The sequence below is a fragment of the Ramlibacter sp. P4_H7 genome, from assembly GCF_056400765.1.
Genome location: NZ_JBFUKP010000021.1, coordinates 126492 through 150170, shown reverse-complemented (window position 1 = coordinate 150170; position 23679 = coordinate 126492). Strand labels below are relative to the sequence as shown.

At 69.0% G+C, this 23679-nt stretch carries 25 protein-coding genes and 1 riboswitch; of the genes, 10 read left to right on the top strand and 15 right to left on the bottom strand.

Annotated elements, in window-relative coordinates; all coding sequences use genetic code 11:
- The first annotated feature begins 17 nt into the window (after positions 1–17).
- Complete coding sequence (locus AC1DSA_RS22500) at positions 18–1169, top strand: YihY family inner membrane protein (RefSeq protein WP_477893123.1); 1152 nt, start codon at positions 18–20, stop codon at positions 1167–1169.
- A 75-nt stretch (positions 1170–1244) separates the two neighbouring features.
- Here AC1DSA_RS22500 and AC1DSA_RS22495 read toward each other — a convergent pair whose 3' ends face one another.
- Genes AC1DSA_RS22495 through AC1DSA_RS22485 form a run of 3 tightly spaced genes read right to left on the bottom strand, consistent with a single transcriptional unit; the run spans position 1245 to position 4641 of the window.
- A complete protein-coding gene (locus AC1DSA_RS22495) occupies positions 1245–2522 on the bottom strand; it encodes a cytochrome P450 (RefSeq protein WP_477893122.1) in 1278 nt (425 codons plus the stop codon).
- 3 nt (positions 2523–2525) lie between these two features.
- On the bottom strand, positions 2526–3332 hold the full coding sequence (locus tag AC1DSA_RS22490; protein ID WP_477893152.1) for an alpha/beta fold hydrolase: 807 nt from the start codon (positions 3330–3332) through the stop codon (positions 2526–2528).
- 13 nt (positions 3333–3345) lie between these two features.
- Positions 3346–4641 (bottom strand): O-acetylhomoserine aminocarboxypropyltransferase, encoded by a 1296-nt coding sequence (locus AC1DSA_RS22485; RefSeq protein ID WP_477893121.1) that lies wholly within the window; start codon positions 4639–4641, stop codon positions 3346–3348.
- A gap of 93 nt (positions 4642–4734) precedes the next feature.
- Here AC1DSA_RS22485 and AC1DSA_RS22480 point away from each other — a divergent pair, with 93 nt between their 5' ends.
- Positions 4735–5199 carry a CBS domain-containing protein gene (locus AC1DSA_RS22480; protein ID WP_477893120.1) on the top strand — a complete coding sequence of 155 codons (465 nt, stop codon included), beginning with the start codon at positions 4735–4737 and terminating at the stop codon, positions 5197–5199.
- Here the strand turns inward: AC1DSA_RS22480 and AC1DSA_RS22475 are convergent.
- Positions 5196–6407: a polyhydroxyalkanoate depolymerase gene (locus AC1DSA_RS22475; protein WP_477893151.1), complete on the bottom strand. Its 1212-nt coding sequence runs from the start codon at positions 6405–6407 to the stop codon at positions 5196–5198. The genes AC1DSA_RS22480 and AC1DSA_RS22475 overlap by 4 nt on opposite strands.
- 95 nt (positions 6408–6502) lie before the next feature.
- On the opposite strand from AC1DSA_RS22475, the gene AC1DSA_RS22470 reads away from it, so the two are divergent.
- Entirely contained in the window at positions 6503–7159 is a 657-nt protein-coding gene (locus AC1DSA_RS22470; RefSeq protein WP_477893119.1) for a glutathione S-transferase, read from the top strand.
- On the opposite strand, the gene AC1DSA_RS22465 is transcribed toward AC1DSA_RS22470, so the two are convergent.
- A complete protein-coding gene (locus AC1DSA_RS22465; protein WP_477893118.1) occupies positions 7156–7593 on the bottom strand; it encodes a cupin domain-containing protein in 438 nt (145 codons plus the stop codon). The two genes, AC1DSA_RS22470 and AC1DSA_RS22465, sit on opposite strands and share 4 nt — an antisense overlap.
- An 81-nt stretch (positions 7594–7674) precedes the next feature.
- Here AC1DSA_RS22465 and aroC point away from each other — a divergent pair, with 81 nt between their 5' ends.
- The 7 genes from aroC to AC1DSA_RS22430 all read left to right on the top strand — a co-directional run bounded on the left by aroC (position 7675) and on the right by AC1DSA_RS22430 (position 13562).
- Complete coding sequence (gene aroC, locus AC1DSA_RS22460; RefSeq protein WP_477893117.1) at positions 7675–8769, top strand: chorismate synthase; 1095 nt, start codon at positions 7675–7677, stop codon at positions 8767–8769.
- Positions 8770–9954 carry an MFS transporter gene (locus AC1DSA_RS22455; protein ID WP_477893116.1) on the top strand — a complete coding sequence of 395 codons (1185 nt, stop codon included), beginning with the start codon at positions 8770–8772 and terminating at the stop codon, positions 9952–9954.
- 58 nt (positions 9955–10012) lie between these two features.
- Complete coding sequence (locus AC1DSA_RS22450; RefSeq protein ID WP_477893115.1) at positions 10013–10444, top strand: signal peptide prediction; 432 nt, start codon at positions 10013–10015, stop codon at positions 10442–10444.
- A 58-nt stretch (positions 10445–10502) separates the two neighbouring features.
- Complete coding sequence (locus AC1DSA_RS22445) at positions 10503–10691, top strand: DUF3606 domain-containing protein (protein WP_477893114.1); 189 nt, start codon at positions 10503–10505, stop codon at positions 10689–10691.
- Positions 10692–10738: 47 nt separating this feature from the next.
- On the top strand, positions 10739–11764 hold the full coding sequence (locus tag AC1DSA_RS22440) for an aldo/keto reductase (protein WP_477893113.1): 1026 nt from the start codon (positions 10739–10741) through the stop codon (positions 11762–11764).
- Positions 11765–11851: 87 nt separating this feature from the next.
- Positions 11852–12865: an SDR family oxidoreductase gene (locus AC1DSA_RS22435; RefSeq protein ID WP_477893112.1), complete on the top strand. Its 1014-nt coding sequence runs from the start codon at positions 11852–11854 to the stop codon at positions 12863–12865.
- A gap of 34 nt (positions 12866–12899) precedes the next feature.
- Entirely contained in the window at positions 12900–13562 is a 663-nt protein-coding gene (locus AC1DSA_RS22430; protein ID WP_477893111.1) for a DsbA family oxidoreductase, read from the top strand.
- A gap of 4 nt (positions 13563–13566) precedes the next feature.
- On the opposite strand, the gene AC1DSA_RS22425 is transcribed toward AC1DSA_RS22430, so the two are convergent.
- The 10 genes from AC1DSA_RS22425 to AC1DSA_RS22380 all read right to left on the bottom strand — a co-directional run bounded on the left by AC1DSA_RS22425 (position 13567) and on the right by AC1DSA_RS22380 (position 23660).
- A complete protein-coding gene (locus AC1DSA_RS22425; RefSeq protein ID WP_477893110.1) occupies positions 13567–13959 on the bottom strand; it encodes a response regulator transcription factor in 393 nt (130 codons plus the stop codon).
- 104 nt (positions 13960–14063) lie between these two features.
- A complete protein-coding gene (locus AC1DSA_RS22420) occupies positions 14064–14474 on the bottom strand; it encodes an Hsp20/alpha crystallin family protein (RefSeq protein ID WP_477893109.1) in 411 nt (136 codons plus the stop codon).
- An 11-nt stretch (positions 14475–14485) separates the two neighbouring features.
- Positions 14486–14929, bottom strand: coding sequence for an Hsp20/alpha crystallin family protein (locus AC1DSA_RS22415; protein ID WP_477893108.1), 444 nt, complete (start codon positions 14927–14929; stop codon positions 14486–14488).
- Positions 14930–14989: 60 nt separating this feature from the next.
- A complete protein-coding gene (locus AC1DSA_RS22410; protein WP_477893107.1) occupies positions 14990–15745 on the bottom strand; it encodes a sulfite exporter TauE/SafE family protein in 756 nt (251 codons plus the stop codon).
- A gap of 37 nt (positions 15746–15782) precedes the next feature.
- Positions 15783–18674: an aminomethyl-transferring glycine dehydrogenase gene (gene gcvP / locus AC1DSA_RS22405; protein WP_477893106.1), complete on the bottom strand. Its 2892-nt coding sequence runs from the start codon at positions 18672–18674 to the stop codon at positions 15783–15785.
- A gap of 101 nt (positions 18675–18775) precedes the next feature.
- Positions 18776–19153: a glycine cleavage system protein GcvH gene (gcvH, locus tag AC1DSA_RS22400; RefSeq protein ID WP_477893105.1), complete on the bottom strand. Its 378-nt coding sequence runs from the start codon at positions 19151–19153 to the stop codon at positions 18776–18778.
- A 14-nt stretch (positions 19154–19167) separates the two neighbouring features.
- Complete coding sequence (gene gcvT / locus AC1DSA_RS22395) at positions 19168–20307, bottom strand: glycine cleavage system aminomethyltransferase GcvT (RefSeq protein ID WP_477893104.1); 1140 nt, start codon at positions 20305–20307, stop codon at positions 19168–19170.
- Positions 20308–20732: 425 nt separating this feature from the next.
- A riboswitch (glycine riboswitch) is annotated at positions 20733–20824 on the bottom strand.
- A 6-nt stretch (positions 20825–20830) separates the two neighbouring features.
- On the bottom strand, positions 20831–22108 hold the full coding sequence (locus tag AC1DSA_RS22390) for a TRAP transporter large permease (RefSeq protein ID WP_477893103.1): 1278 nt from the start codon (positions 22106–22108) through the stop codon (positions 20831–20833).
- Positions 22105–22599, bottom strand: a complete 495-nt coding sequence (locus AC1DSA_RS22385; protein WP_477893102.1) for a TRAP transporter small permease — start codon at positions 22597–22599, stop codon at positions 22105–22107. The genes AC1DSA_RS22390 and AC1DSA_RS22385 overlap by 4 nt, the downstream gene beginning before the upstream one ends.
- A gap of 89 nt (positions 22600–22688) precedes the next feature.
- Entirely contained in the window at positions 22689–23660 is a 972-nt protein-coding gene (locus AC1DSA_RS22380; protein ID WP_477893101.1) for a TRAP transporter substrate-binding protein, read from the bottom strand.
- Positions 23661–23679: the final 19 nt, after the last annotated feature.

Sequence of the window (23679 nt, the reverse complement as noted above, 5' to 3'; positions counted from 1 at the left end):
TGGCATCATAGCGAGCGATGAACCTGCGCCAGAACCTGAGCCAGCTGCTCGCCGAATTGGCGCGCTTTCCCTGGCTGTCCACGGCCCTGACGCTGCGCGAGCGCTTCCGCGAAGACCGCCTCGGCCTGTCCGCGAGCAGCCTGACCTTCACCACCATGATCGCGCTGGTGCCCTTCTTCACGGTGGCGCTGGCGATCTTCACCGCCTTCCCCATGTTCGGCAAGCTGCAGTCCAACCTGCAGGGCTGGCTGGTGCAAAGCCTGGTGCCGGATGCGATCGCGCGGCAGGTGCTGGGCTACCTGCAGCAGTTCGCCGGCAAGGCGAGCCGCCTGGGCGGCCTGGGCCTGGCCGCCCTGGTGTTCAGCGCGATCGCGCTGGTGCTCACCATCGACCGGACGCTCAACAACATCTGGCGCGTGCGCCGCCCCCGGCCGCTGGGCCAGCGGGTGTTGCTCTACTGGGCAGCCATCACGCTGGGGCCGCTGCTGCTGGCCGCGAGCCTGGCCACCACGTCCTACGTGGTCTCGGCGGGGCGCGGCCTGGTGTCCGCGCTGCCGGGCACGGTGGCCTTCGTCATCGACGCGGTCGAGTTCCTGGTTCTGGCCTCGGCGTTCACGGCGCTGTATCGCTACGTGCCCAACACGCCGGTCCGGCGCCCGCACGCCATCGTCGGCGGCCTGTTCGCCGCCATCGGCATCGAGCTGGCCAAGCGCCTGCTGGCCTGGTACATCGGCACGGTCCCCACCTACTCGATGGTGTACGGCGCCTTTGCCACCGTGCCCATCCTGCTGGTCTGGATCTACATCGCCTGGCTGATCGTGCTGTTCGGCGCGGTGATCGCCGCTTACCTTCCCAGCCTGCTGGCGGGACCGCGGCGGCGCGCCACCGCGCACGGCTGGCAGTTCCAGCTCGCCGTGGAAATACTGAAGCTGCTGCACGAGGCGCGCAACGGAACACGCCGCGGCCTCACCGCCAGCGAGCTCGCCGGCGCCATGGAGGTCGACATCCTGCAGCTGGAGCCCGTGCTGCAGATCCTGGTGCAGCTGGACTGGATCGGCCGCGTCAACGAAGTGGACGACCAGGACGCCACGCGCTACGTGCTGCTCGCGGACGTGCAGTCCACCGCGCTGGAGCCGTTGATGCGTCACCTGCTGTTGCCGCCGTCGTAGGCTGGCGGTGAGCCCGCAGGCGAACCCCAGCGGTGCGCGACGCGGACTGTGCTCGCCGTCCGCCTTCGCTGCCAGCTACGAAATCGAGAACGGTGCCTTCAGGAAACCACGGAAGCGCGCGCGGCCACCGCGCGTGGGCGGCTCGGTGAGCCGGTAGGCCGGAAAGCGCGCCAGGAAGCGCCCGATCGCGACGCGTCCCTCCAGCCGCGCGAGGCTCAGGCCCGCGCACTGGTGGATGCCGAAGCCGAAGGCCAGGTGGCGGTTGTTCTCGCGCGCCAGGTCCAGCACGTCGGGATTGCGGAACTGCGCCGGGTCGCGGTTGGCCGCGCCGATGCCGAGCGTCACCAGCGCGCCCGCCGGCAACGGCGTCCCGCCCACCTCGCAGGCCGCCAGCGCGCGCCGGTTGCCCAGCTGGTTGGACGACTCGAAGCGCAGGAACTCGTCCACCGCGAGCGTCATCGCCGGCTCCAGCGCGTCCCAGTCGGGACGCGGACCCATTGCCTGCAGCAGCCTTGCCTTCTCCTGCGGCCACTCCTCCAGTGCCACGAGCGCATTGCCGATCAGGTTGGTCGTCGTCTCGTGGCCGGCGTTGAGGATGAACACGCAGTTCTGCAGCAGCTCGGTTTCCGAGAGCTTCTCCCCGGTGGCCTCGCCCCGGATCAGGCGGGTGAGCACGTCGTGCTCGGGGTCCCCGGGGTTCCTTCGGCGGTCGGCCACCAGCACCCGCAGATAGTCCAGGAACTCGCGGACGCAGCGGTTGCCCAGGTCCTCCTGCTCGCGGGTGAGCTTCGGCTCCAGCGCACCGAGGATGGCGAGCGACCAGTTGCGCAGCGGGCCGCGTTCCTCGCGCGGCACCGCCAGCAGGTTGCCGATGATCTCCACCGGGATCGCGGAGGCGAAGTCCTCGACCAGGTCGCCGCCGTTCTTCGCTTCGATCGCATCCAGCAAGGTTTCCACCAGCAGGATCAGCCCCGGCTCCATGTCCGCGATGGCGCGCCGCGTCAGCGCCCCCATGATCAGCTTGCGCACGCGGGTGTGCAGCGGCGGATCGTTGAACACCAGGCTGGTCGTGTGGTGCTCCAGCAGGGGCGAACCCGCGCCGTACTTTGGCGTGAATTCCACCTTCTTGTCGGAGCTGAACACCTGCGCATCGCGGTACACCGCCACCAGGTCGGCGTAGCGCGTGAGGAAGACCGAGCCATCCGGCATGCGCTTGACCGGCTCGCTCTCGCGCAGGGCCGCGTACACCGGGAAGGGGTTGGCGTAGAAGTCCAGCGGCAGGGCGCGCAGGTCGAAGGTCGCTGCGATCTCCTGCGCCCGCTGCGCCGTCATCGGCGGCGTGACGACCTGCATGCTTCAGCGGCGCAGGAAATCGCGCAGCGCGAACAGCACCGCGTCGGGAGCCTCGGACATCATCTGGTGCCCGCCCTCGACCACGACGGTCGTCGCGTCCTTCGCCTTCTCGCGCAGCAGGTGCGCCGCTTTCGGCGGTGTCATGGCGTCACTCTTGCCCAGCACGAACAGCACCGGGCACTGCACCTTCGCGATCGCCGCCTCGCCGCCGGCATAGCGGTCGCAGGCCTGGAAGCCGCGATGGAACAGGTTGACCTTGGTGTTGCTCGCCAGCACCCGCCGCATCAGGGCCCGGGAGCCGCCGTACAGCCAGGTGCCCGGCCCCAGGGACGAGGGCGGGGGCGCCAGCGTGGAATGCGAGTACGCGTTCACCATGTCGATGGCCTTCATCGGCGCGTTCAAGGAGTTCTCCAGCAGCGCGGGCGACACCTTCATCGGAAAGGCGACGCCCACCAGCGCGAGCTTCGTCACGCGCGCGGGCGCGCGGGCCGCGGCCTCCAGCGCCACCAGCGCGCCGAAGCTGTGGCCCACCAGCGCCGCGTCCTTCACCTGCGCTGCATCGAGCAGCGCGAGCACGAAGTCCGCCGCTTCCTCGACGCTGCTGGGGGGCTCGCCCTCGCTCTTGCCATGGCCCGGCAGGTCCAGCGCCAGCACGTTCCAGCCATGGTGCGCGAAGTAGCGCGTCTGCAGGATCCAGACGCTGTGGTCGTTGAGCACCCCGTGGAGGAACACCACGGTGGGCTTTTCCGCATCAAAAGGTTTGCCGCCCGTGTAGCAGTAGGTCCGGGCGCCGTTGACGGTCAGGAACATCGCCATGGCTTCCTCACGCTTTCTCGGCGGCCTTGAGCGCGCGCTTCAGGTCGTCGATCAGGTCGTCCGGGTCTTCCAGCCCGATCGACAGGCGGATCGTGCCGGGGCCGATGCCCGCGCCCTGCAGGGCCTCGTCGCTCATGCGGAAGTGCGTGGTGCTGGCGGGGTGGATCACCAGCGAGCGGCAATCCCCCACGTTCGCAAGGTGGCTGAACAGCCTGAGCGCCTCGATGAACTGCTTGCCCTGCTCGCGCGAGCCCTTCATGTCGAAGCTGAAGACGGAGCCGGCGCCCTTGGGCAGCAGCTTCTGCGCGAGCGCATGGCTGGGGTGTGACGCCAGCATCGGGTGGCCGACCCGCTCCACGAAAGGATGCGCATCCAGGAATTCGACCACCTTGCAGGTGTTGGCCATGTGGCGCTCCATGCGCAGCGGCAGGGTCTCGATGCCCTGCAGGATCAGCCACGCGGTGTGCGGGCTCATGCTGGCGCCGAAGTCGCGCAGGCCCTCGCGCCGCGCCCGCAGCAGGAAGGCGCCCACCGTGGACTCCTCGCTGAACACCATGTTGTGGAAGCCTTCGTACGGCGCCGTCAATTCGCCGAAGCGGCCGGACTTGTCCCAGTCGAAGCTGCCGCCGTCCACCACCACGCCGCCGATCACCGTGCCGTGGCCCGACAGGAACTTGGTGGCGGAGTGGTAGATCAGGTCCGCCCCCAGGTCGAACGGTTTCATCAGGTAAGGAGTGGTGAAAGTGGAGTCCACCAGCAAGGGCAGCCCCGCCTCGTGCGCGATGGCCGAGACGGTGGGGATGTCCAGCACGTCCAGGCCCGGGTTGCCGACGGTCTCGCCGAACAGCAGCTTGGTGTTCGGCCGGATCGCCGCCCGCCAGGCATCGATGTCGCCCGGCTTGACGAAGGTGGTCGCGATCCCGAAGCGGCTCAGCGTGTAGTGCAGCAGGTTCTGCGAACCGCCGTACAGGGCCGTGCTGGCCACGATGTGCGCGCCCGCGCCCATGAGGGTGGCGATCGCCAGGTGCAGCGCCGCCTGTCCGCTGGCGGTGGCGATGGCGCCGATGCCCCCTTCCAGTGCCGCCACCCGCTGCTCGAGCACGGCGTTGGTCGGGTTGCTGATGCGCGAGTAGACGTGGCCCGAACGCTCCAGGTTGAACAGCGCCGCGGCGTGGTCGCTGGACTCGAACACGAAGGAGGTGCTCAGGTGGATGGGGACCGCCCGGGCACCGGTGGTGGGGTCCGGCGCGGCGCCGGCGTGCAGGGCGAGAGTGTCGAATCCGGGGTCGGAGTAACCGGGCATGGGGAGGATCCCTCCTGTCTAGAACTGCCAGGGATTGTGGGCTATATTGTTCACGACCCCGCCCGCCGCCGCGGGCGGCCCAAGGAGGCAGCCATGAAAGTCAGCGACATCCTGCGCGTGAAGGGCAACACCCTCTATACGGTGGGCCCGGACGAGCCACTCGCGCAAGCCATCGACGTCATGGCCGAAAAGGACATCGGTTCCCTCGTCGTCATGGCGCACGGCGACCTGGTGGGCATGCTGACCTTCCGCGAAGTGATCCAGTGCATCGTCGCCAACCAGGGCGTCGTGGGCGCCACCGTCGTGCGCACGGCGATGGATGACCACCCGCTCACGTGCACTATGGAGACCGAACTGGACGAAGTGCGCCGCATGATGCTGGAGCGCCATGCGCGCTACATGCCGGTGATGGACAAGCGCATGCTGATGGGGGTGATCAGCTTCTACGACGTCGCCAAGGCGGTCGTGGACAGCCAGAACTTCGAGAACCGCATGCTCAAGGCCTACATCCGCGACTGGCCGGCTTCCGAAGACTCGCAGCCGACCGCGCAGCTCTAGCCCTCGGCGCCGTGGACGAGCTCCCGCAGGCGCGGGTAGATCTCGTTCTTCCAGCGGCGGCCGCTGAACACCCCGTAATGGCCCACGCCCGTCTGGACGTGGTGCAGCTTCATGTAGGGCCGCAGGCCGCAGCACAGGTCGTGCGCGGCCACCGTCTGGCCGACGGCGCAGATGTCGTCCCGCTCGCCTTCCACCGTGAACAGCCAGGTTCGGCGGATCGCCTCCGGCCGCACCGGGCGGCCGCGCCAAGTGAGTGAGCCGCGCGCCAGGTCGAAAGTCTGGAACACCTTTTCCACCGTCTCGAGGTAGAACTCCGCCGGCAGGTCGTTGACCGCGAGGTACTCCTCGTAGAACAGGCGGATGGCGTCGGCCTTCTCCACGTCGCCGTCGACCAGGTGCTGGTACAGGTTGCGGAACTGCTGCTGGTGCCGCTCCAGGTTCATGCTCATGAAGGCGGTGAGCTGCACGAAGCCGGGGTAGACGCGCCGCATGTGGCCCGCATGCGGTGGCGGCACGAGGCTGATGAGGGTGCGTTCGAACCAGTCCATCGGCTTGCTGGTGGCGAGCTGGTTGACGCCGGTCGGGTTGACGCGGCAGTCGACCGGCCCCGCCATCAGCGTCACGCTGCGCGGCTGCGCCGGATCGTCGTCCTCGGCCAGCAGCGCGGTCGCCGCCAGGGCCGCGACGCACGGCTGGCACACCGCCACCACGTGCGCGCCGGGTCCCATCGCCCGCAGGTAGGCCATCATGTAGTCGATGTAGTCGTCCAGGCAGAACGCGCCGTGCCGCAGGGACACGTCGCGCGCGTTGTGCCAGTCGGTGATGTAGACGTCGTGGTCTTGCAGCAGCGTGCGGGCGGTGTCCCGCAGCAAGGTCGCGAAGTGCCCCGACAGCGGCGCCACCAGCAGCACGCGCGGCTGGCCCCGCACCCCGGCGCGGGCGAAGCGCAGCAGCGTGCCGAAGGGCAGGCGCAGCACGGCTTCCTCCGTGACGACCACCGGCCGGCCGTCGACTTCCACGCTGCCGATGCCGTAGGCGGGTCGGCTGTGGGTCAGGCGCAGGCGGGAGAACACCTCCAGTGCCGCGGCCGCCTTGCGCACCGGGCTGCCCTCGGTCTGGCGCCACCAGAGCATGGCGCTGTGGTGCTGCGCCAGCAGGCGCCAGGGCGCCAGGGTGTCGGTCTGCGACTGGTAGGCGTGGTAAAGCAGGGGTGTCAAAGCAGGGGATCCTGTCAGCCGCGCATTGGCATGGCGCTTGCAGCACGCGGTGTGGGCGGGACCCGGGCCCCGCAATGGAGCGCACCATGGCCAAGGCCGTCCTCACGATCAGCAGCAGGAACTACGGCGCCTGGGCGTTGCGGGGATGGCTCATGGCCCGGCTCGCCGGACTGGACTTCACGGAAAAGGTGATCCCGCCGGACGATCGGGCGATGAAGGCGGAGATCCTGCTGCTGGCGCCGTCCATGCTGGTGCCGGCCCTGCGCCACGACGGCGTCGAAGTGTGGGACACCCTGGCCATCGGCGAATACCTGCACGAGGTCTTCCCCAAGGCGGGCCTGCTGCCGGCGGACCGCAAGTCGCGCGCGCATTGCCGGGCGATCTGCGGGGAGATGCATTCCGGCTTCGGCGCCCTGCGCAGCGCGCTGCCCATGAACATCAAGGCGCGCTTTCCGGGGTTCAAGGTGTGGTCGCGCGCGGAGGGCGACATCGCCCGCGTGCTGGCGATCTGGCAGGACTGCCTCACGCGCTACGGCGGCCCCTTCCTGTTCGGCAAGCAGCCGTGCATGGCCGACGCGATGTACGCGCCGGTGGTCACGCGCCTGCTCACTTACGACGTCGCCATCGACAAGGCGAGCGCCGCCTACTGCAAGCGCGTCATGGAGATGCCCGCAATGAAGGAGTGGGTCACGGCCGCCCGGCAGGAGCCCGACGAGATCGACGAACTCGACGCCGAGTTCTAGGCCGACTCTGTCGTCGGCCATGGGGTGGGGTCGGGAATGGTGCAGACCGGGGCTACGTCGACGGTGCGGAAATCCGCCGGCGACACGATTTCCAGGTACTCCATGTCGGGGGAGTAGTCGAACAGGAAGTGACGGATGCCCGGCCGCTGGTGCACGCAGTCACCGGCGGAGACCAGCGTCTCCTGGTCCTCGTACATGAAGCGGGCCCAGCCCTTGAGCATGATCACGATCTGGAAGTCGGCCTCGTGCCGGTGCCACCCGGTGCCCTTTTCAGGTGCCATGTTGGCCTTGACGAGGTGCGCGATCACCTTGCCGTGCGTCGCCTCGGCCACCCCGAGGTCGCGGTAGAGGAAGAAATCCCTCAGGCCGCCGGAGACGTACTGCGTGTCCGTCGGCCTGACGTGGGAGAACGTGGTCGTCGTGCGATCCAGCATGCTGCTCTCCTTGGGCGCCGGGTCAGGCGCTGCCCTGCAGGGGAAGCAGGAAGCGTTCCCGGGCGATGGGATAATCGCGCCATGAGCGGCAACACCTTCGGCAAAGTCTTTGCGGTCACCAATTTCGGCGAATCGCACGGCAGCGCCATCGGCTGCGTGATCGACGGCTGCCCGCCCGGCATGACGCTGTCCGAATCGGACATCCAGCCCGACCTCGATCGCCGCAAGCCCGGCACCAGCCGCCACGTGACGCAGCGCCAGGAAGAGGATAGGGTGGAGATCCTCTCCGGCTTGTTCGAGGGCAAGACCACCGGCACCCCGATCTGCCTGCTGATCCGCAACACCGACCAGCGCAGCAAGGACTATTCGGAGATCGGGCAGAAGTTCCGTCCCGGCCATGCCGACTACACCTACTTCGAGAAGTACGGGCTGCGCGATCCGCGCGGCGGCGGCCGCTCCTCGGCCCGCCTGACCGCGCCCATGGTGGCTGCCGGCGCCGTGGCCAAGAAGTGGCTCAAGCAAAAGCACGGCACGGCGTTCCGCGGCTGCATGACGCAGATCGGCGAGATCCAGATCCCGTTCGAGAGCTGGGACCATGTCCCGAACAATCCCTTCTTCGCGCCGGTCGCCGACGTGTCGGCGCTGGAGGCCTACATGGACAGCCTGCGCAAGGCGGGCGATTCCTGCGGCGCGCGCATCCGCGTCAGCGCCACCGGCATGCCGGTCGGCCTGGGCCAGCCGCTGTTCGACAAGCTCGATGCCGAGATCGCCTACGCGATGATGGGCATCAACGCGGTCAAGGGCGTGGAGATCGGCGCCGGCTTCGCCAGCGTCGCGCACCGCGGCTCCATGCACGGCGACTCGCTCACGCCGGAGGGCTTCGCCAGCAACAACGCCGGCGGCGTGCTGGGCGGCATCAGCACGGGACAGGACCTGGAAGTCGCCATCGCGGTGAAGCCGACCAGCTCGATCATCACGCCGCGCGACACCATCGACGTGCACGGCCAGCCCACGCAGGTGATCACCAAGGGCCGCCACGACCCCTGCGTCGGCATCCGGGCCACGCCGATCGCCGAGGCCATGCTGGCGCTGGTGGTGATGGACCTGGCGCTGCGCCACCGCGCGCAGTGCGGCGACGTGCAGGCGTCGCTCGCGCCGATTCCCGCCCACCGCTGAATGGGCGGTTCCCAGGCGACGGCGGGGCCACGCCAGCTGGTGCCGTTCGCGGCGCTCGCCGCCACCTACTTCGCGCACATCGGCTTTTTCAATCCGTACCTGCCCCTTTGGCTGAAGTCGCTGGGGCTGCCGATCACCGTGATCAGCCTGCTCACTTCGGTGCAGTCGTTCACGCGCGTGTTCGCGCCCTATGCCTGGGGTGCGCTGAGCGACCACACCGGCGAGCGCGTGAAGCTGCTGCGCTACAGCGCCGCCGTCGCCCTGGCCGCATCGGCGGGGCTCTGGATGCCGGGCGGCGCGTGGTGGATCGCGCTGGTCCTGCTGCTGCTGTTCACGCACACCAGCTCGATGATGTCGCTCACCGAGGCGGCGATGGCGCACCTGGTGGCGGGCGACTGGGGCCGCTACGGACGCGTCCGCCTGTGGGGCTCGGTGGGCTTCATGTTCACCGTGTTCGCCGCCGGCGCCTGGTTCGAGCACTTCGGAATGGGCAGCTTCCCGGGCTGGACGGCGGTCACGCTCGCCGGCGTGCTGCTGTGCACCTGGTGGCTGCCCAACGTGAAGGAAGCCGCCCACCCCACGGACGCGCCGCGCGAGCCGATCGGACCCGCGCTGCGGCAGCCGGCCGTGCGCTGGTTCTTCGCCTCGCTGCTGTTCCACGTCATGGCGCATTTCGCCATCTACGGGTTCTTCTCGCTGTATCTCGACAGCCTGGGCTACGGCAAGGCCACGATCGGCGCGCTGTGGGCGGTGTCGGTGATCGTGGAGATCGCGTGGTTCTACGCCCAGGGCCGCCTGATCGTCCGCCTGTCCATGGAGCGGTGGCTGGTGGTGTGCGCGGCCGCGACCGTCCTGCGCATGGCGGTGACGGCGGGACTGGGCCAATGGCTCGCGGCGTTGTACCTCGCGCAGCTGCTGCACGCGCTGACCTTCGCCACCCACCACACGGCCTGCATCGCCATGGTGAGCCGCCATTTCCCCGGCCGCTTGCGCGCGCGCGGCCAGGCGCTCTTCACCGTGATCGGCTACGGCTGCGGTGGCGTCGTCGGGGTGCTGGCCGGCGGGGCGCTGGCCGCCCGCTGGGGCTTCCAGGTGCTGTTTGCCGCGGCGGCCGTGCTGGGCCTGCTGGCCCTGGGCTGCGCCTGGCGCATGCAGCGGCTGCACACCGTTGCCGACATTCGCTGACGCCGTCAAGGGGCCGAACGCTCCAGCAGGATTGCCCCGTTCCGCCGACAATCCGCGCATGGCCAAAGCCGCCCGCCTGCTGCGCTACCTCTGGGCCGCACCGTACACGGTGCTGGGCCTGATGCTGGGCGGCGTGGGCATGCTGTTCGGCGCCCAGGCGCGCCGCCACCACGGGGTGATGGAAATCTTCGGCGGCGGCATCGGCCAGCGCCTCGCGCGGCTGCCCGAGCCCTTGCGCTTTTCCGCCATGACCCTGGGGCACGTGATCCTGGCGGTGGACCGGTCCGCCCTGGCGCAGCTGCGCCAGCACGAGCACGTACACGTGCGGCAGTACGAGCGCTGGGGGCCGGCCTTCGTGCCCGCCTACCTGCTGTCCAGCCTGCTTCAGCTGCTGCGCGGCCGCAATCCCTACCGCGAGAACCATTTCGAGCGGCAGGCCTACGCCGTGGCGAACCAGCGCCGCTCGGCACGGGAAGAGCGGCGCGGCTGAGCAGGGGGGCCTGCAAGGCGCGGCGTTTCGCGTCATCATGGATGCAAGGAGCATGACCATGAACCCTACCGACCGCACTGCCGGGTCGCCCCGGCTCATCGACCTGACCAACCAGACCGACGTGCAATTCTGGTGCCGCGTCTTTGACGTGAGCATGGACCAGCTGCGCGATGCCGTGCACCACGCCGGCCACCAGGTCGAGGAAGTCGAGCGCTACCTGCGGCAGAAGAACATCCACGCATCCTGAAGCGCGGCGCCTCGCCGGCGCCGGCTCATCGACGACAAGGAGGAGCGATGCAGTACACGCGCCTGGGCCGCACGGGCCTGGAGGTTTCGCGCATCTGCCTGGGCATGATGACCTATGGCACGCCGCAATGGCGGCCCTGGGTCCTCGACGAGGAAGCCTCGCGCCCGCTGGTGCGCCAGGCCGTCGATCTCGGCATCAACTTCTTCGACACCGCCGACCTCTACTCGGGCGGCGAGAGCGAAGTGCTCACCGGCCGCTTCCTGCGGGAGTTCTGCCGGCGCGAGGAAGTGGTGGTGGCCACCAAGCTGTTCTACCCGGTGGACCTGGCCTTCAAGGGCGGCGCGGCGGTGGGCGCCAAGCCGCCCCGCACGCCCAACAAGGACGGCCTGTCGCGCAAGCGGATCTTCCACGCGGTGGACCACAGCCTGCAGCGCCTGGGCACCGACTACATCGACCTGTACCAGATCCACCGCTTCGATTACGCGACGCCGATCGAAGAGACCATGGAGGCGCTGCACGACGTGGTGAAGGCCGGCAAGGTCCGCTACCTCGGGGCGAGCAGCATGTATGCATGGCAGTTCGCCAGGATGCAGCAGGTCGCGAAAGAGCAGGGCTGGACGCCGTTCGCGAGCATGCAGAACCACTACAACCTGGCCTACCGCGAGGAGGAGCGGGAGATGATTCCGCTGTGTCGCCACCAGGGCGTGGGCCTGATCCCCTGGAGCCCGCTGGCGCGCGGCTTCCTGGCAGGCAACCGCAAGCGGGAAGACAAGGACAGCGGCGAGACCTCGCGCGCCAAGACCGACGACATCGCGCAGAAGTACTACTACCGCGACAGCGACTTCCAGGTGCTGGAATCGCTGGGCGGGCTGGCCGCGCGGCGCGGCGTGAGCAACGCGACGCTGGCCTACGCGTGGCTGCTGCGCAAGGGCGTGACTGCGCCCATCGTCGGCGCGAGCAAGCCGTACCAGCTGGACCAGGCGGCGGCCGCGGTCGACGTGGTGCTGAGCGACGAGGAGGTGGCGCAGCTGGAGGCGCCGTACCAGCCGCATCCCATCATCGGCCACGTGTAGGCCCGCTCCCACAGCGCGGTCCTCCCTTGTCCGCGCGGCGCCCGCCCCGGTGCGCCGCAGCATGGAGGTTTGCCACAGGAGGCCTCCATGGACGACAAGCCGAGTGCCCGGGATTCAGCCCGCACCCAGGACAACGAAGCCACCGCCGAGAAGCAGCGTGCACTGCAGCGGGAACAGGACCGCAAGGAACCCGCCCAGGGCGGCTCCGCCGGCAAGGACCAGGACAAGGGTGCGCCGCAGACCAGTGCCCGCAAGTACTCCGACGAGCTGCCGGCGCAGCACCTGGAAAAGCCGGGGCTGGAAGCGGACATGCAGCTTAAGCCGCAGTTCCATGCGCCCGACTACCGGGGCAGCGGCAAGCTCAAGGGCATGGTCGCGCTGATCACGGGCGGGGACTCCGGCATCGGCCGGGCGGTGGCCGTGCTGTTCGCGCGCGAAGGCGCCGACGTGGCCATCGTCTACCTGTCCTCGCACGACGATGCCCAGGAGACCCGGCGCTGCATCGAGCAGGAAGGGCGGCAGTGCCTGCTGGTCGCCGGCGACGTGAAGGACTCGAAGTTCTGCAAGGAGGCGGTGGAGAAGACGGTGGCCGAATTCGACCGCCTGGACATCCTGGTGAACAACGCCGCGTTCCAGGAGCATGCGCATTCGCTGGAGGACATCACCGACGAGCGCATGGAGGAAACCTTCGGGACCAACATCATGGGCTACATGCGCATGGCGCGGGCCGCGCTGCCGCACCTGAAGCAGGGCGCGTGCATCATCAACACCGGCTCCGTCACCGGGCTGAAGGGCAGCGCGAAGCTGCTGGACTACTCGGCGACCAAGGGCGCCATCCATGCCTTCACGATGTCGCTGGCGTCAGCCTTGCTGGAGAAGGGCATCCGGGTGAACGCCGTCGCGCCCGGGCCGGTGTGGACGCCGCTCAACCCCGCCGACCAGAGCGCCAGGGAGATTGTCGAGTTCGGCAAGCAGACCGACTTCAAGCGGCCCGCGCAGCCGGAGGAACTGTCGCCGGCCTACGTGTTCCTGGCGTCGCCGGTCTGTTCCAGCTACATCACGGGCATCGTGCTGCCGGTCACGGGTTCCGTCGGGAGTTGAGCGGGGTCTTGCGCGAAGGAGGAAAATCGCGGGCATGAGCCGAACCCTGCAGATCGATTTCGTCTCCGACGTGGCGTGCCCCTGGTGCGCCGTCGGGCTGGCCTCCTTCGAGCGCGCGCTTGAGAAACTGCAGGGCGAGGTCGACGTCGACCTTCGCTTCCAGCCTTTCGAGCTCAATCCGCAGATGGGCCCCGAGGGCCAGGACGTGTCCGAGCACCTCACGCAGAAGTACGGGTCCTCGCCGGAACAGCAGGCGCAGGGCCGTGCCGGCATCGCCGCGCGCGGCGCCGCCGTCGGTTTCCAGTTCCGCAAGGAGGGGCGCGGCCGGGTGTGGAACACCTTCGACGCGCACCGCCTGCTGCTGTGGGCCGGCGAGCAGGGCGCGCAGCAGCAGCGCGACCTGAAGATGGCCCTGCTGAAGGCCTACCACGGGGAAGGTCGCAATCCCTCCGATCACGCGGTGCTGGCCGAGGTGGCCGCTTCCGTGGGCCTCGACCGCAAGGAAGCAGAGGAAGTGCTCGCGGGCGACCGCTACGCCGCCGACGTGCGCGACCGCGAGCAGCACTTCCAGAGCCTGGGCATCCATGCGGTGCCGTCGGTGATCATCAACAACCGGCACCTGATCCAGGGCGGCCAGCCGCCCGAGATGTTCGAGCAGGCCTTGCGCCAGGTCGCCGGCGCGGCGGAAGAAGCCTGAGGGCCTAGTGACCGCCGGCGGCGCGGGCGAGGGCCGCGCAGTAGTCGAGCAGCGCCTCGGTCTCCATCGCCTTGTCGAACACGCCGTCGGCGCCCATGTCCTGGCAGTGGCGCCGTACCTGCGGATCCGCGGTGCCCGTCAGCACGACCATCTTCCGCGTGGAGGGCCGTCCCTGCAGGGCCTGCAGCACGCCGAAGCCGCTGCCGCCGCCCAGGTCCAGCACCAGGTCGACGATGGCGATGTCCCAGTGGTGGGCGGGATCGCGCAGCCAGGCCGTCGCGGCCTTCTCGTTCGACGCCCAGCCCGCGGTCTCGATGCCGCTGATTTCCACGAGCGCCTCCACGAGGCCTTCGCGGATCGCGGGCTGGTCTTCGACGACGAATGCCTTCAGCGTCAACGCTTGCTCCTGCGCACCGCGGCGAAGGAGCCGCGACTGCCGCAGGATTGTGCACCGAAGGCCACGCGCCGCGGGCCGTGCAGCCGGCCGCGGCGCGTGCGTCGTCAGCCTGCGCGAACTTCGATCCGGCGCGGCCTCGCGGCTTCCGCCTTGGGGATGGTCAGCCGCAGCACGCCGTCGCGCAACTGGGCCTCGATCCGCGCGGCGTCCAGCTCGCGGCTGAGGGTGAACTGGCGCCGGTAGGCCGGGCACTGCGCCTCGCCGTAGACCAGTTCCATCTGGTCCGGCCCGCCGGTCCTGGCGGTGGCTTCCAGCACCAGCGTGTCGCCGTCCACCCGGATGTGCAACTGGTCGCGCTCCACGCCGGGCAGGTCGGCCAGCAGCGTGATGGACGCGTCGTCCTCGAACACGTCCACCGGCGGCACCACGGCGCGCTGCGGCGCCTGCTGCGACGCCGGTCGGCCGGCGGCCTCGGCCGTCGCGGAGGAAGACTGGGGCTGCACTGCGTTGCTCATGACGGTCTCCTTCAGTTCACTTCGATGCGGCGCGGCAGCGAGGACTCGCGCTTGGCCACGGAAATGCGCAGCACGCCTTCGCGGTAGCTGGCTTCCACGCGCGCCGGATCGGCGTCCTCCGGCAGGCTCACGACCCGGCGGAAGCTGCCGCTGAAGCGCTCGTGCGCATAGACGGTGCTGCGCTCGCCGGTCGGCAGCCCGCTCTTGCGTTCGCCGGCAATGACCAGCAGGCCGCGGTCGACGGTGATCTCCAGGCGGGACGGATCCAGCCCCGGCGCCAGCGCCTGCACCTCGACCGAGGTGGGCGTGGTGCCGATGTTGAGCACCGGGAAGGTGGTGCCGGCCATGGAACGGATGCTGCTCGTGCCGGCGGCGGGAAACACCTGGTCCAGCAGGGACTGCATCCGGTTGAGTTCCGCGAACAGGTCCGCGGAGGATCGGAACATGGGATTCATGTGCTTTCTCCTTTTCTGCGCGTCTGGGCGATCCGGAATTAGGGTCGCCCGGCGGCGCTTTCAAGGGGTGGCCCAGCGGCCGGCGAGCACGGGGAGGGACGAGGCGAGCAGGGCGACGCCGCTGGCCGCCAGCAGCCCCAGCACCAGCTTGCGGAAGGCGGCTTCGCCGATGCCCAGGTACAGCCGCGCACCCAGCAGCACGGGGATGACCACGGCCGGCGCGACGATCGCCAGCAGCGGCAGCATGCGCGGTTCGATGATGCCGGTGGCCAGGTAGCTGCCGAAGGTGACGACCTGCATGGCCAGGTTGAAGTTCTGGATGATGGCGCGCTGGCGGTCCTTGTCGAAGCCGCGCACCGTGCACCAGAGCGTGGGCACCACGCCGGTGAAGCCTCCCAGCCCGCCCATCACGCCACCGGCGGCGCCCGCCAGCGCGTCGCCGGCCGGCCCGCCCTGCACGCGCGGCAGGCGCGTCGCGAAGAACATGAGCGGGCACACCACGACCAGCATCAGCCCGAGCACCGCCTTGAACATGGGCACGTCCAGCCGCGGCAGCAGCCACAGGCCGAGCGGCAGTCCGGCCAGGCCGCCGGCCAGGAAGGGCAGCAGCGCGCGGAAGTCCCAGCCGCGCCGCACCGTGAACGCCGCGAGCAGCTGGCCGACCAGCGCGCCGAACACCGCGAGCGCGGCGGCGAGCTTCGGCTCCAGCGTCCACGCCCACAAGGCCATGGCGGTCAGGCCGAAGCCGAAGCCGGAGAGCCCCTGCACGAACCCCGCGAGCGCGGCGCCCAGGGCGACGGTGAGGATCAGTTCCATGCCGCGCGCATTGTCACCGACGCGCGCGGCGCGGCCTTCATTCGTACGCGCTCAGGGGCACGCAGCTGCAGAACAGGTTGCGGTCGCCGTAGACGTTGTCCACGCGGCCCACGGGCGGCCAGTACTTGGCGTGGCGGCGCTCGTCGAGGATGGCGGCCCCGGCCTCGCGCGAATAGGCATGCGTCCACTCGCCGTGCATCAGGGCGGCGGCCGTGTGCGGCGCGTGCTTCAGCGGGTTGTCCTCCTGGGGCCATTCGCCGCGCTCGACGCGCCGGATCTCCTCGCGGATGGCGACCATCGCGGCGATGAAGCGGTCGATCTCCTCGAGCGTCTCGCTTTCGGTGGGCTCCACCATCAGCGTGCCGGGCACCGGGAAGCTGAGGGTGGGCGCATGGAAGCCGTAGTCGATCAGCCGCTTGGCCACGTCTTCCGCCGTGACCCCGCTGGTCTCCTTTAGCGGCCGCAGGTCCAGGATGCACTCGTGCGCCACGTGGCCGTTCTCGCTGGCGTACAGCGTAGGGTAGTGGTCGCGCAGGCGCGCGCTGATGTAGTTGGCGCTGAGGATGGCGACTTCGGTCGCCTGCGTCAGGCCCTCGGCGCCCATCATCCGGCAGTACATCCAGCTGATCGGAAGCACCGCGGCGTTGCCCAGCGGCGCGGCCGAGATGGCGCCCACCGGATGGTCGGGCAGCCCGCCCGCCTTGTGTCCCGGCAGGAAGGGCACCAGGTCGGCCACCACGCAGACCGGGCCGACGCCGGGGCCACCGCCGCCGTGCGGGATGCAGAAGGTCTTGTGCAGGTTCAGGTGGCTGACGTCGCCGCCGAATTCACCCGGCGCCGCGACGCCCACCAGCGCGTTCATGTTGGCGCCGTCGACGTAGACCCGGCCGCCATGCTTGTGCACCAGCGCGCACAGTTCCTTCACCTGCATCTCGAACACGCCGTGCGTGCTCGGGTAGGTGATCATGATCGCGCCCAGCTTGTCGCTGTGCTGTTCGCACTTGGCCTGCAGGTCGGCCAGGTCCACGTTGCCGTTGTCGTCGCAGGCCGTCACGACCACCTGGAAGCCGGCCATCTGCGCGCTGGCGGGGTTGGTGCCGTGCGCGGACGAAGGGATCAGGCAGACGTTGCGGTGCGCCTCGCCGCGGCTGGCGTGCCAGGCCTTGATCGCCAGCAGGCCCGCGTACTCGCCCTGCGAGCCCGCGTTCGGCTGCAGGCTGATGCCGGCATAGCCCGTGGCCTCGCACAGCCAGGCGCGCAGCTGGTCGTCCAGCTCCGCGTAGCCCTGCAGCTGGTCGCGCGGCGCGAACGGATGCACGTGCGCGAACTCGGGCCAGGTGATGGGGATCATCTCGCTGGTGGCGTTCAGCTTCATGGTGCAGCTGCCCAGCGGGATCATGCTGCGGTCCAGCGCCAGGTCCTTGTCGGACAGCGCCCGCAGGTAGCGCAGCATGCCGGTCTCGCTGTGGTGCGTGTTGAAGACCGGGTGCGCCAGGAAGTCGCTGGTGCGGCGCAGCTCCTGCGGGATCGCGGGCTCGACGCCCTTCTCGAAAGGCGCGAAGTCCGGCAGCGCCTGGCCCGGCTTGGCGAAGATCGACCACAGCAGCCGGACGTCGTCGCGGGTGGTGGTCTCGTCCAGAGAGATGCAGATGTACTCGCCCCAGTGCTTGCGCAGGTTGCAGCGCAGCGCATGGCCCTTGGCGACGAGTGCATTGGTCGCCTCGCCCGTGTGCAGCGAGACCGTGTCGAAGAAGGCGCTGGAACGCGGCGTGTGCCCCAGCTGCTCCAGGCCCCGGGCCAGGATGGCCGCGTAGCTGGCGACACGCTGGGCGATGCGCTTGAGCCCCTGCGGGCCGTGGTAGACGGCGTACATGCTGGCCACCACCGCCGGCAGCACCTGCGCCGTGCAGATGTTCGAGGTCGCCTTCTCCCGCCGGATGTGCTGTTCGCGCGTCTGCAGCGCGAGGCGGTAGGCGGGGTTGCCGTGGCTGTCGACGCTGACGCCCACCAGCCGGCCCGGCATGGAGCGCTTGTAGTCGTCGCGGCAGGCAAGGTAGGCGGCGTGCGGGCCGCCGGCGCCCATCGGCATGCCGAAGCGCTGGGTCGTGCCGACCACGATGTCGGCGCCGAACTCTCCCGGGGGCACCAGCAGCGTCAGCGCCAGCAGGTCCGCGGCGACGATGAAGGCGGCCTGCTTGCCGTGCACGACGGCCACGTCGGCACGCAGGTCGTCGATGCGGCCGCTGGTGGACGGGTACTGCGCCAGCACCGCGAAGTACTCGCCGGCCAGCGCCTGCTGCCACGCCTCGTGCGAGTTCGCCAGCACCACTTCGATGCCCAGGGGCGCCGCGCGCGTCTGGATCACCTCGATGGTCTGCGGGTGGCAGTCGCCGGCCACCACGAAGCGATGGCTCTTGCTCTTCACGCTGCGTTTGGCCAGCGTCATCGCCTCGGCCGCGGCCGTCGCCTCGTCCAGCATCGATGCATTGGCGATCGGCATGGCCGTGAGGTCGCACACCATGGTCTGGAAGTTCACCAGCGCTTCCATGCGGCCCTGGCTGATCTCCGCCTGGTAGGGCGTGTACGCGGTGTACCAGGCCGGGTTCTCCAGCACGTTGCGCAGGATGACGCCCGGCGTGAAGGTGCCGTGGTAGCCCTGGCCGATGAAGCTGCGGAAGACCTGGTTCTTCTGCGCGATGGCGCGCAGCTCCTCGAGCGCCGCGGCCTCGGTGGCCGGCGGTGGCAGGTGCATCGGCCGGGCGCGGGCGATGGAGCGGGGGACGATGCCCTCGACCAGCGCGCGGCGCGAAGCCTCCCCGATCACCGACAGTATGAGGCGCTCGTCGGCCTCGGACACGCCGATGTGGCGCGGGATGAACTCGGTGGGGTTTTCCAGCTCGCCGAGCGGCCGGGCGGATTGCATCAACATGGGATTCCTTGAACGCGCCGGGGCGGGGTGGACCGCCCTCCGTCAACGCGGGGACTCCCGGGGCGACTCCCGGGAGGACAGGGCACTGCGGGCAGGGCCGGTCAGGCGTTCGCCTTGACGAACTTCTGGTAGTCGGGCTCGTCCATGAGCACGTCGAACTCGGCCATGTCCTTGATCAGGATCTTGAAGAACCAGCCGTTGCCCATCGGGTCCTTGTTGGCGAGCGACGGGTCGCCGCGCAGGTCCTCGTTGACCTCGGTGACCTCGCCGGCGATGGGCATGAACACGTCCGCCGCGGCCTTGACCGATTCCACCACGCCCGCCACCTCGCCCTTCGCGTAGCTCTTGCCCACTTCCGGCAGGTCCACGAACACCACGTCGCCCAGCGCATCCTGCGCATGCAGGGTGATGCCGACGACGGCGGCCTCGTGGTCCTCCAGCTGGATCCACTCGTGATCGGGCGTGTACTTGACGGTCATGGGTTTCTCCTTTTTCAGGCGGCCGGGCCGCGGTGGTAACGGTTGGGGACGAAGGGCATGGCGCTCACTTCCATGGGAACGGACTTGCCGCGCACGATGGCGTTCACGCGGGTGCCGGGGGTGGCCAGCTGCGGCGGCAGGTAGCCCATGGCGATGGGCCGGTCGACCGTGGGGGCCAGCAGGCCGCTGGTGACCTCGCCCACGCGCTGCCCCTGCGTGTCCTGCAGTTCGGTGTGATCTCGCACGGGCACGCGCTCCAGGGCGACCAGGCCGACACGCTTGCGCGTGAGCGGCAGCGTGCCATCGAGCTGCGCGAGCACCTTGTCCGCGCCCGGGAAGCCGCCGGCCCGTGCGCCGCCGGTGCGCCGCACCTTCTGGATCGCCCAGTTCAGGGCCGCTTCCACCGGCGTCGTGGTGGTGTCGATGTCGTTGCCGTACAGGCAGAGGCCGGCCTCCAGGCGCAGTGAATTGCGCGCGCCCAGGCCGACCGGCTTGACCTCCGGCTGCGCGAGCAGTTCGCGCGCGAAGGCGTCCGCGTGGACGGCGGGCACGGAGATCTCGAAGCCGTCCTCGCCCGTGTAGCCGCTGCGCGTGATGAACAGGTCCACGCCGTTCCAGCGGAAGCCGGCGCCGGTCATGAACACCAGCTGGTCCACGCCGGGGACCACCCGGTTCATGGCATCGACCGCCTTCGGTCCCTGCAAGGCGAGCAGCGCCCGCTCCGGCATGGGGATCACATCGCAGCGCGCGCCGATGCGCTCCTGGATGTGGCGCAGGTCGCCCACCTTGCAGGCCCCGTTGACGATCACGAACAGGTCGCCGCCGCGGTTGACGAACATCAGGTCGTCGATGATCGTGCCCTCGTCGGTGAGCAGCAGGCCGTAGCGCTGCTTGCCGGGCGCGAGGCCGACCACGTCCACCGGCATCAGCGACTCGAACGCGGCAGCCGCGTCGGGGCCGACGAGGCGCAACTGTCCCATGTGCGAGACGTCGAACAGGCCCGCGCCGCTGCGCGTGTGGTGGTGCTCGGCCATCAGGCCGGGGGGGTATTGCACCGGCATCGAATAGCCGGCGAAAGGGACCATGCGCGCACCGAGTTCCAGGTGCAGCGCGTGCAGGGGGGTCTTTAGTAGCTCTTCTTGCGGTGCGGACAAGCGCGGACTCCAACAGGGCTGAAAGCCATCGTACACACGATGGAAGGGCCCGTGCTGTCCGCTTTACCTGAGAGATTCACCCGGGAGGCTGGGCGACAGAGAAACGGGCCTGCGTCGGGCAAGGGGTCTTAGGCTAGGCGCAGGAAAGGGTCAAGCCAGGACGGCTTGACCCTTTCCCGCAACAACGCATCAGGCCCCTTCCGGGCCCGACCCTCCGGGCCGGGGTTTGGGAGCCCGCCATGCGTTGTTGCAGTCGCCCTTGTGTGCGTCAAGCACACGGCGGGCAACTACGCCTAGCCTACCGGGCTCCCAAACCCCGGCGCAGGCCCGTTTCTCTGTCGCCCAGCCTCCGCTGGGCTTGCTCCTTCGGTGGACCGCTGCTCATGCGCAGCGGCCTCTCTCCAGCAAGGTGACGCCCCGGAACGGGGCGCTTGTCAGTCCTGGGTGCCTGAGCGTTCGGCTGTGCGCCTGCGCCTTCGGCGGCTTCGTTGAGGAAGCTCTCTCCTGACGCCGGCGATTGTAGCTACTTCGCGTAGACCAGGTCGCGCAGGCCCAGGGAGAGGCCCGGCACGTACGTGATCACCATCAGGCAGGCCAGCACCACCAGCACGAAGGGGATCAACTGCGTGATGATGCGGTCCAGCGAGATCCTGGCCACCGTGCACGCGGCGAACAGGTTCACGCCGAAGGGCGGGGTGATCATGCCCAGCGCCAGGTTCACCACCATGATCAGCCCGAAGTGCACCGGGTCGATGCCGAAATGCACCGCCACCGGCGCGAGGATGGGCGCCAGAACGATGATGGAGGCGCTGGTCTCGATGAACATGCCGATCACGAACAGCGCGGCGTTCACGCCCAGCAGGAACATCGCCGGGCTCTTCAGCACGTCCTGCAGCCACAGGCCGATCGCTTCCGGCACGCCGGCGCGCGTGATCAGGAAGGCGAACAAGCCGGCGTTGGCGATGATGAACATGATCACCGCCGAGGAGATCACCGACTTGCGCAGGATCGTGTACAGCTGGCGCACGTCGATCTCGCGGTACACGAAGATGCCGACCACCAGCGCGTAGAACACGGCGACCGCGGAAGCTTCCGTCGGCGTGAAGACGCCGCCATAGATGCCGCCCAGGATGATCACCGGCATCAGCAGCGCCCAGCCGGCCTGCTTGAAGGCCTGGCCGAACGGCAGGCGGCCGTCGCCGTCGTTCTTGCCCCAGCCCTTGAACTTGCACCAGATCCAGCAGAACAGCATCAGCGCGCCGCCGATCAGCAGGCCCGGGCCGAAGCCGGCGATGAACAGCTCGCCGATGGACACCTCGGCGCTCACACCGTACAGGATCATCGGGATCGAGGGCGGGATGATCACGCCCAGTTCCGCCGCGGTGGCCTGCAGGGCCGCCGCGTAGCTGGTGGGGTAGCCGTGCTTGATCAGCGCAGGGATCAGGATCGCGCCGATCGCGAACGTGGTGGCGACCGAGGAGCCCGACACCGCCGCGAAGATCATGCAGGTCAGCACGCAGGTCATGGGCAGGCCGCCCTGCACGCCGCCGACGATGCTCTTGGCGAATTCCACCAGGCGGCGCGAGATCCCGCCGGTTTCCATCAGGTTGCCGGCGAGAATGAAGAAGGGAATCGCCGCCAGCGGAAACTTGTTGATCGAGTTGAACATCTCCTTGACGGAGATGAGCATGTGGGCGTTGCTGACCTGCATGCCCACCAGGGCGGACAGGCCGATGGAAACGGCGACCGAGACGCTGAGCGCGAAGCACAGCACCATCGTTGCAAGCATCGCTGCGCTCATTGCGCGGTCTCCAGTTCGTGGCGCTGCGGGTCGAGCAGGTTGCCGATGATGCCGAGGATGCAGAAGAGGGCGCCCACCGGCAGCGCGAGGTAGCCCCAGAACATCGAGATGGATTCCAGTCCGGCCATGGACTGGACCTGGCCGCGCACGGCGTAGTCCCAGCCCCACCACAGCACGACGCCGATCAGCATCAGCGAGGCAATGGCCACCAGCCAGTCGAGCGCCCGGCGCGCGCCGGGCGGGACGGAGCGGTACACCACGTCCACGCTGACCATCGCGCCCTGGCGGAACGCCACGGGAATCCCGAGGAACACCATCCAGATCAGCGACAGGCGGATCAGGATCTCGCTCCATTCCGCCGGCTGCTCCAGCACGAAGCGCGTGACGATCTGGAACATGCCCAGCGTGCTGGCCACCACCAGCATGAAGCACGCGCCGGCCATGGCCAGGCCGCTGGTGAAGCGCTCGATGCGCAGGAAAGTTTCTTTCACGGCTCCCCCTTCACGAAGCAAAGCCCGCGCGAGCGGGCTTTGTTCCCACACCGGGTTCCGGACGGAACCCGGGTCTCTCCCTCACGGACTTACTTGACGTTCCGGATCTTCTCGATGTTGGCCTTGCCGAACTGCTTTTCGAACTCGGCATTCACCGGCGCCAGCGCCTGCACGAACTTGGCCTTGTCGACATTGTCGATCACGGTCATGCCCTTGGCGCGCAGGTCGGCCACGCCCTTGGCGTCGTCCTCGTCCACGCGCGCGCGGTTGGCCTTGGTGCCTTCCTTGGCGGCGTCGAGGAAGGCCTGCTTGTCGGCCGCGGACAGCTTGTCGAAGGACGCCTTGTTCATCAGGAAGATGGCCGGCGAGTACACGTGCCCCGTCAGCGTCAGGTGCTTCTGCACCTGGTCGAACTTGGCGGAAATGATCACGGACAGCGGGTTCTCCTGGCCGTCCACCGTGCCCTGCTGCAGGGCGGTGAACACCTCGGGGAAGGCCATGGGGGTGGTGATGATGCCGAAGCCCTTGTAGGCCGCGATGTGCACCGGGTTCTCCATGGTGCGCATCTTCAGGCCCTTGAGGTCCTCCGGCCCCTTCACGTCCCGCTTGCTGTTGGTCATGTGGCGGAAGCCGTTCTCGGCCCAGGCCAGCGCCTTGAAGCCCTTGGAATCGAATTTCTGCAGCATCTCCTGGCCGATCGGGCCGTCCAGTACCGCACGGGCATGGGCCTTGTCGCGGAACAGGAAGGGCACGTCCAGGATCTTGGTCTCGGGCACGAAGTTCGGCACCGGGCCGGTGGAGGAGAAGGCGAGTTCCTGGGTGCCCAGCTGCACGGCCTCGATGGACTCGCGCTCGCCGCCCAGCGAGCCGTTGTAGAAGGTCTGGACCTTGTAGCGGCCGCCGGTGCGCTTCTCGACTTCCTTGGCGAAGGTGTCGATCGCGATGCCCTGGTGGGAATTCTGCGCGGTGGAAATGCTGATCTTCATCGTGGTCTGGGCGGCCGCCAGCGAGCTGGCGAGCAGGCCGGCGGACAGCACGGCGAAGAGCTTGGTGAACTTCATGGAGTCTCCTGGGGCGGGT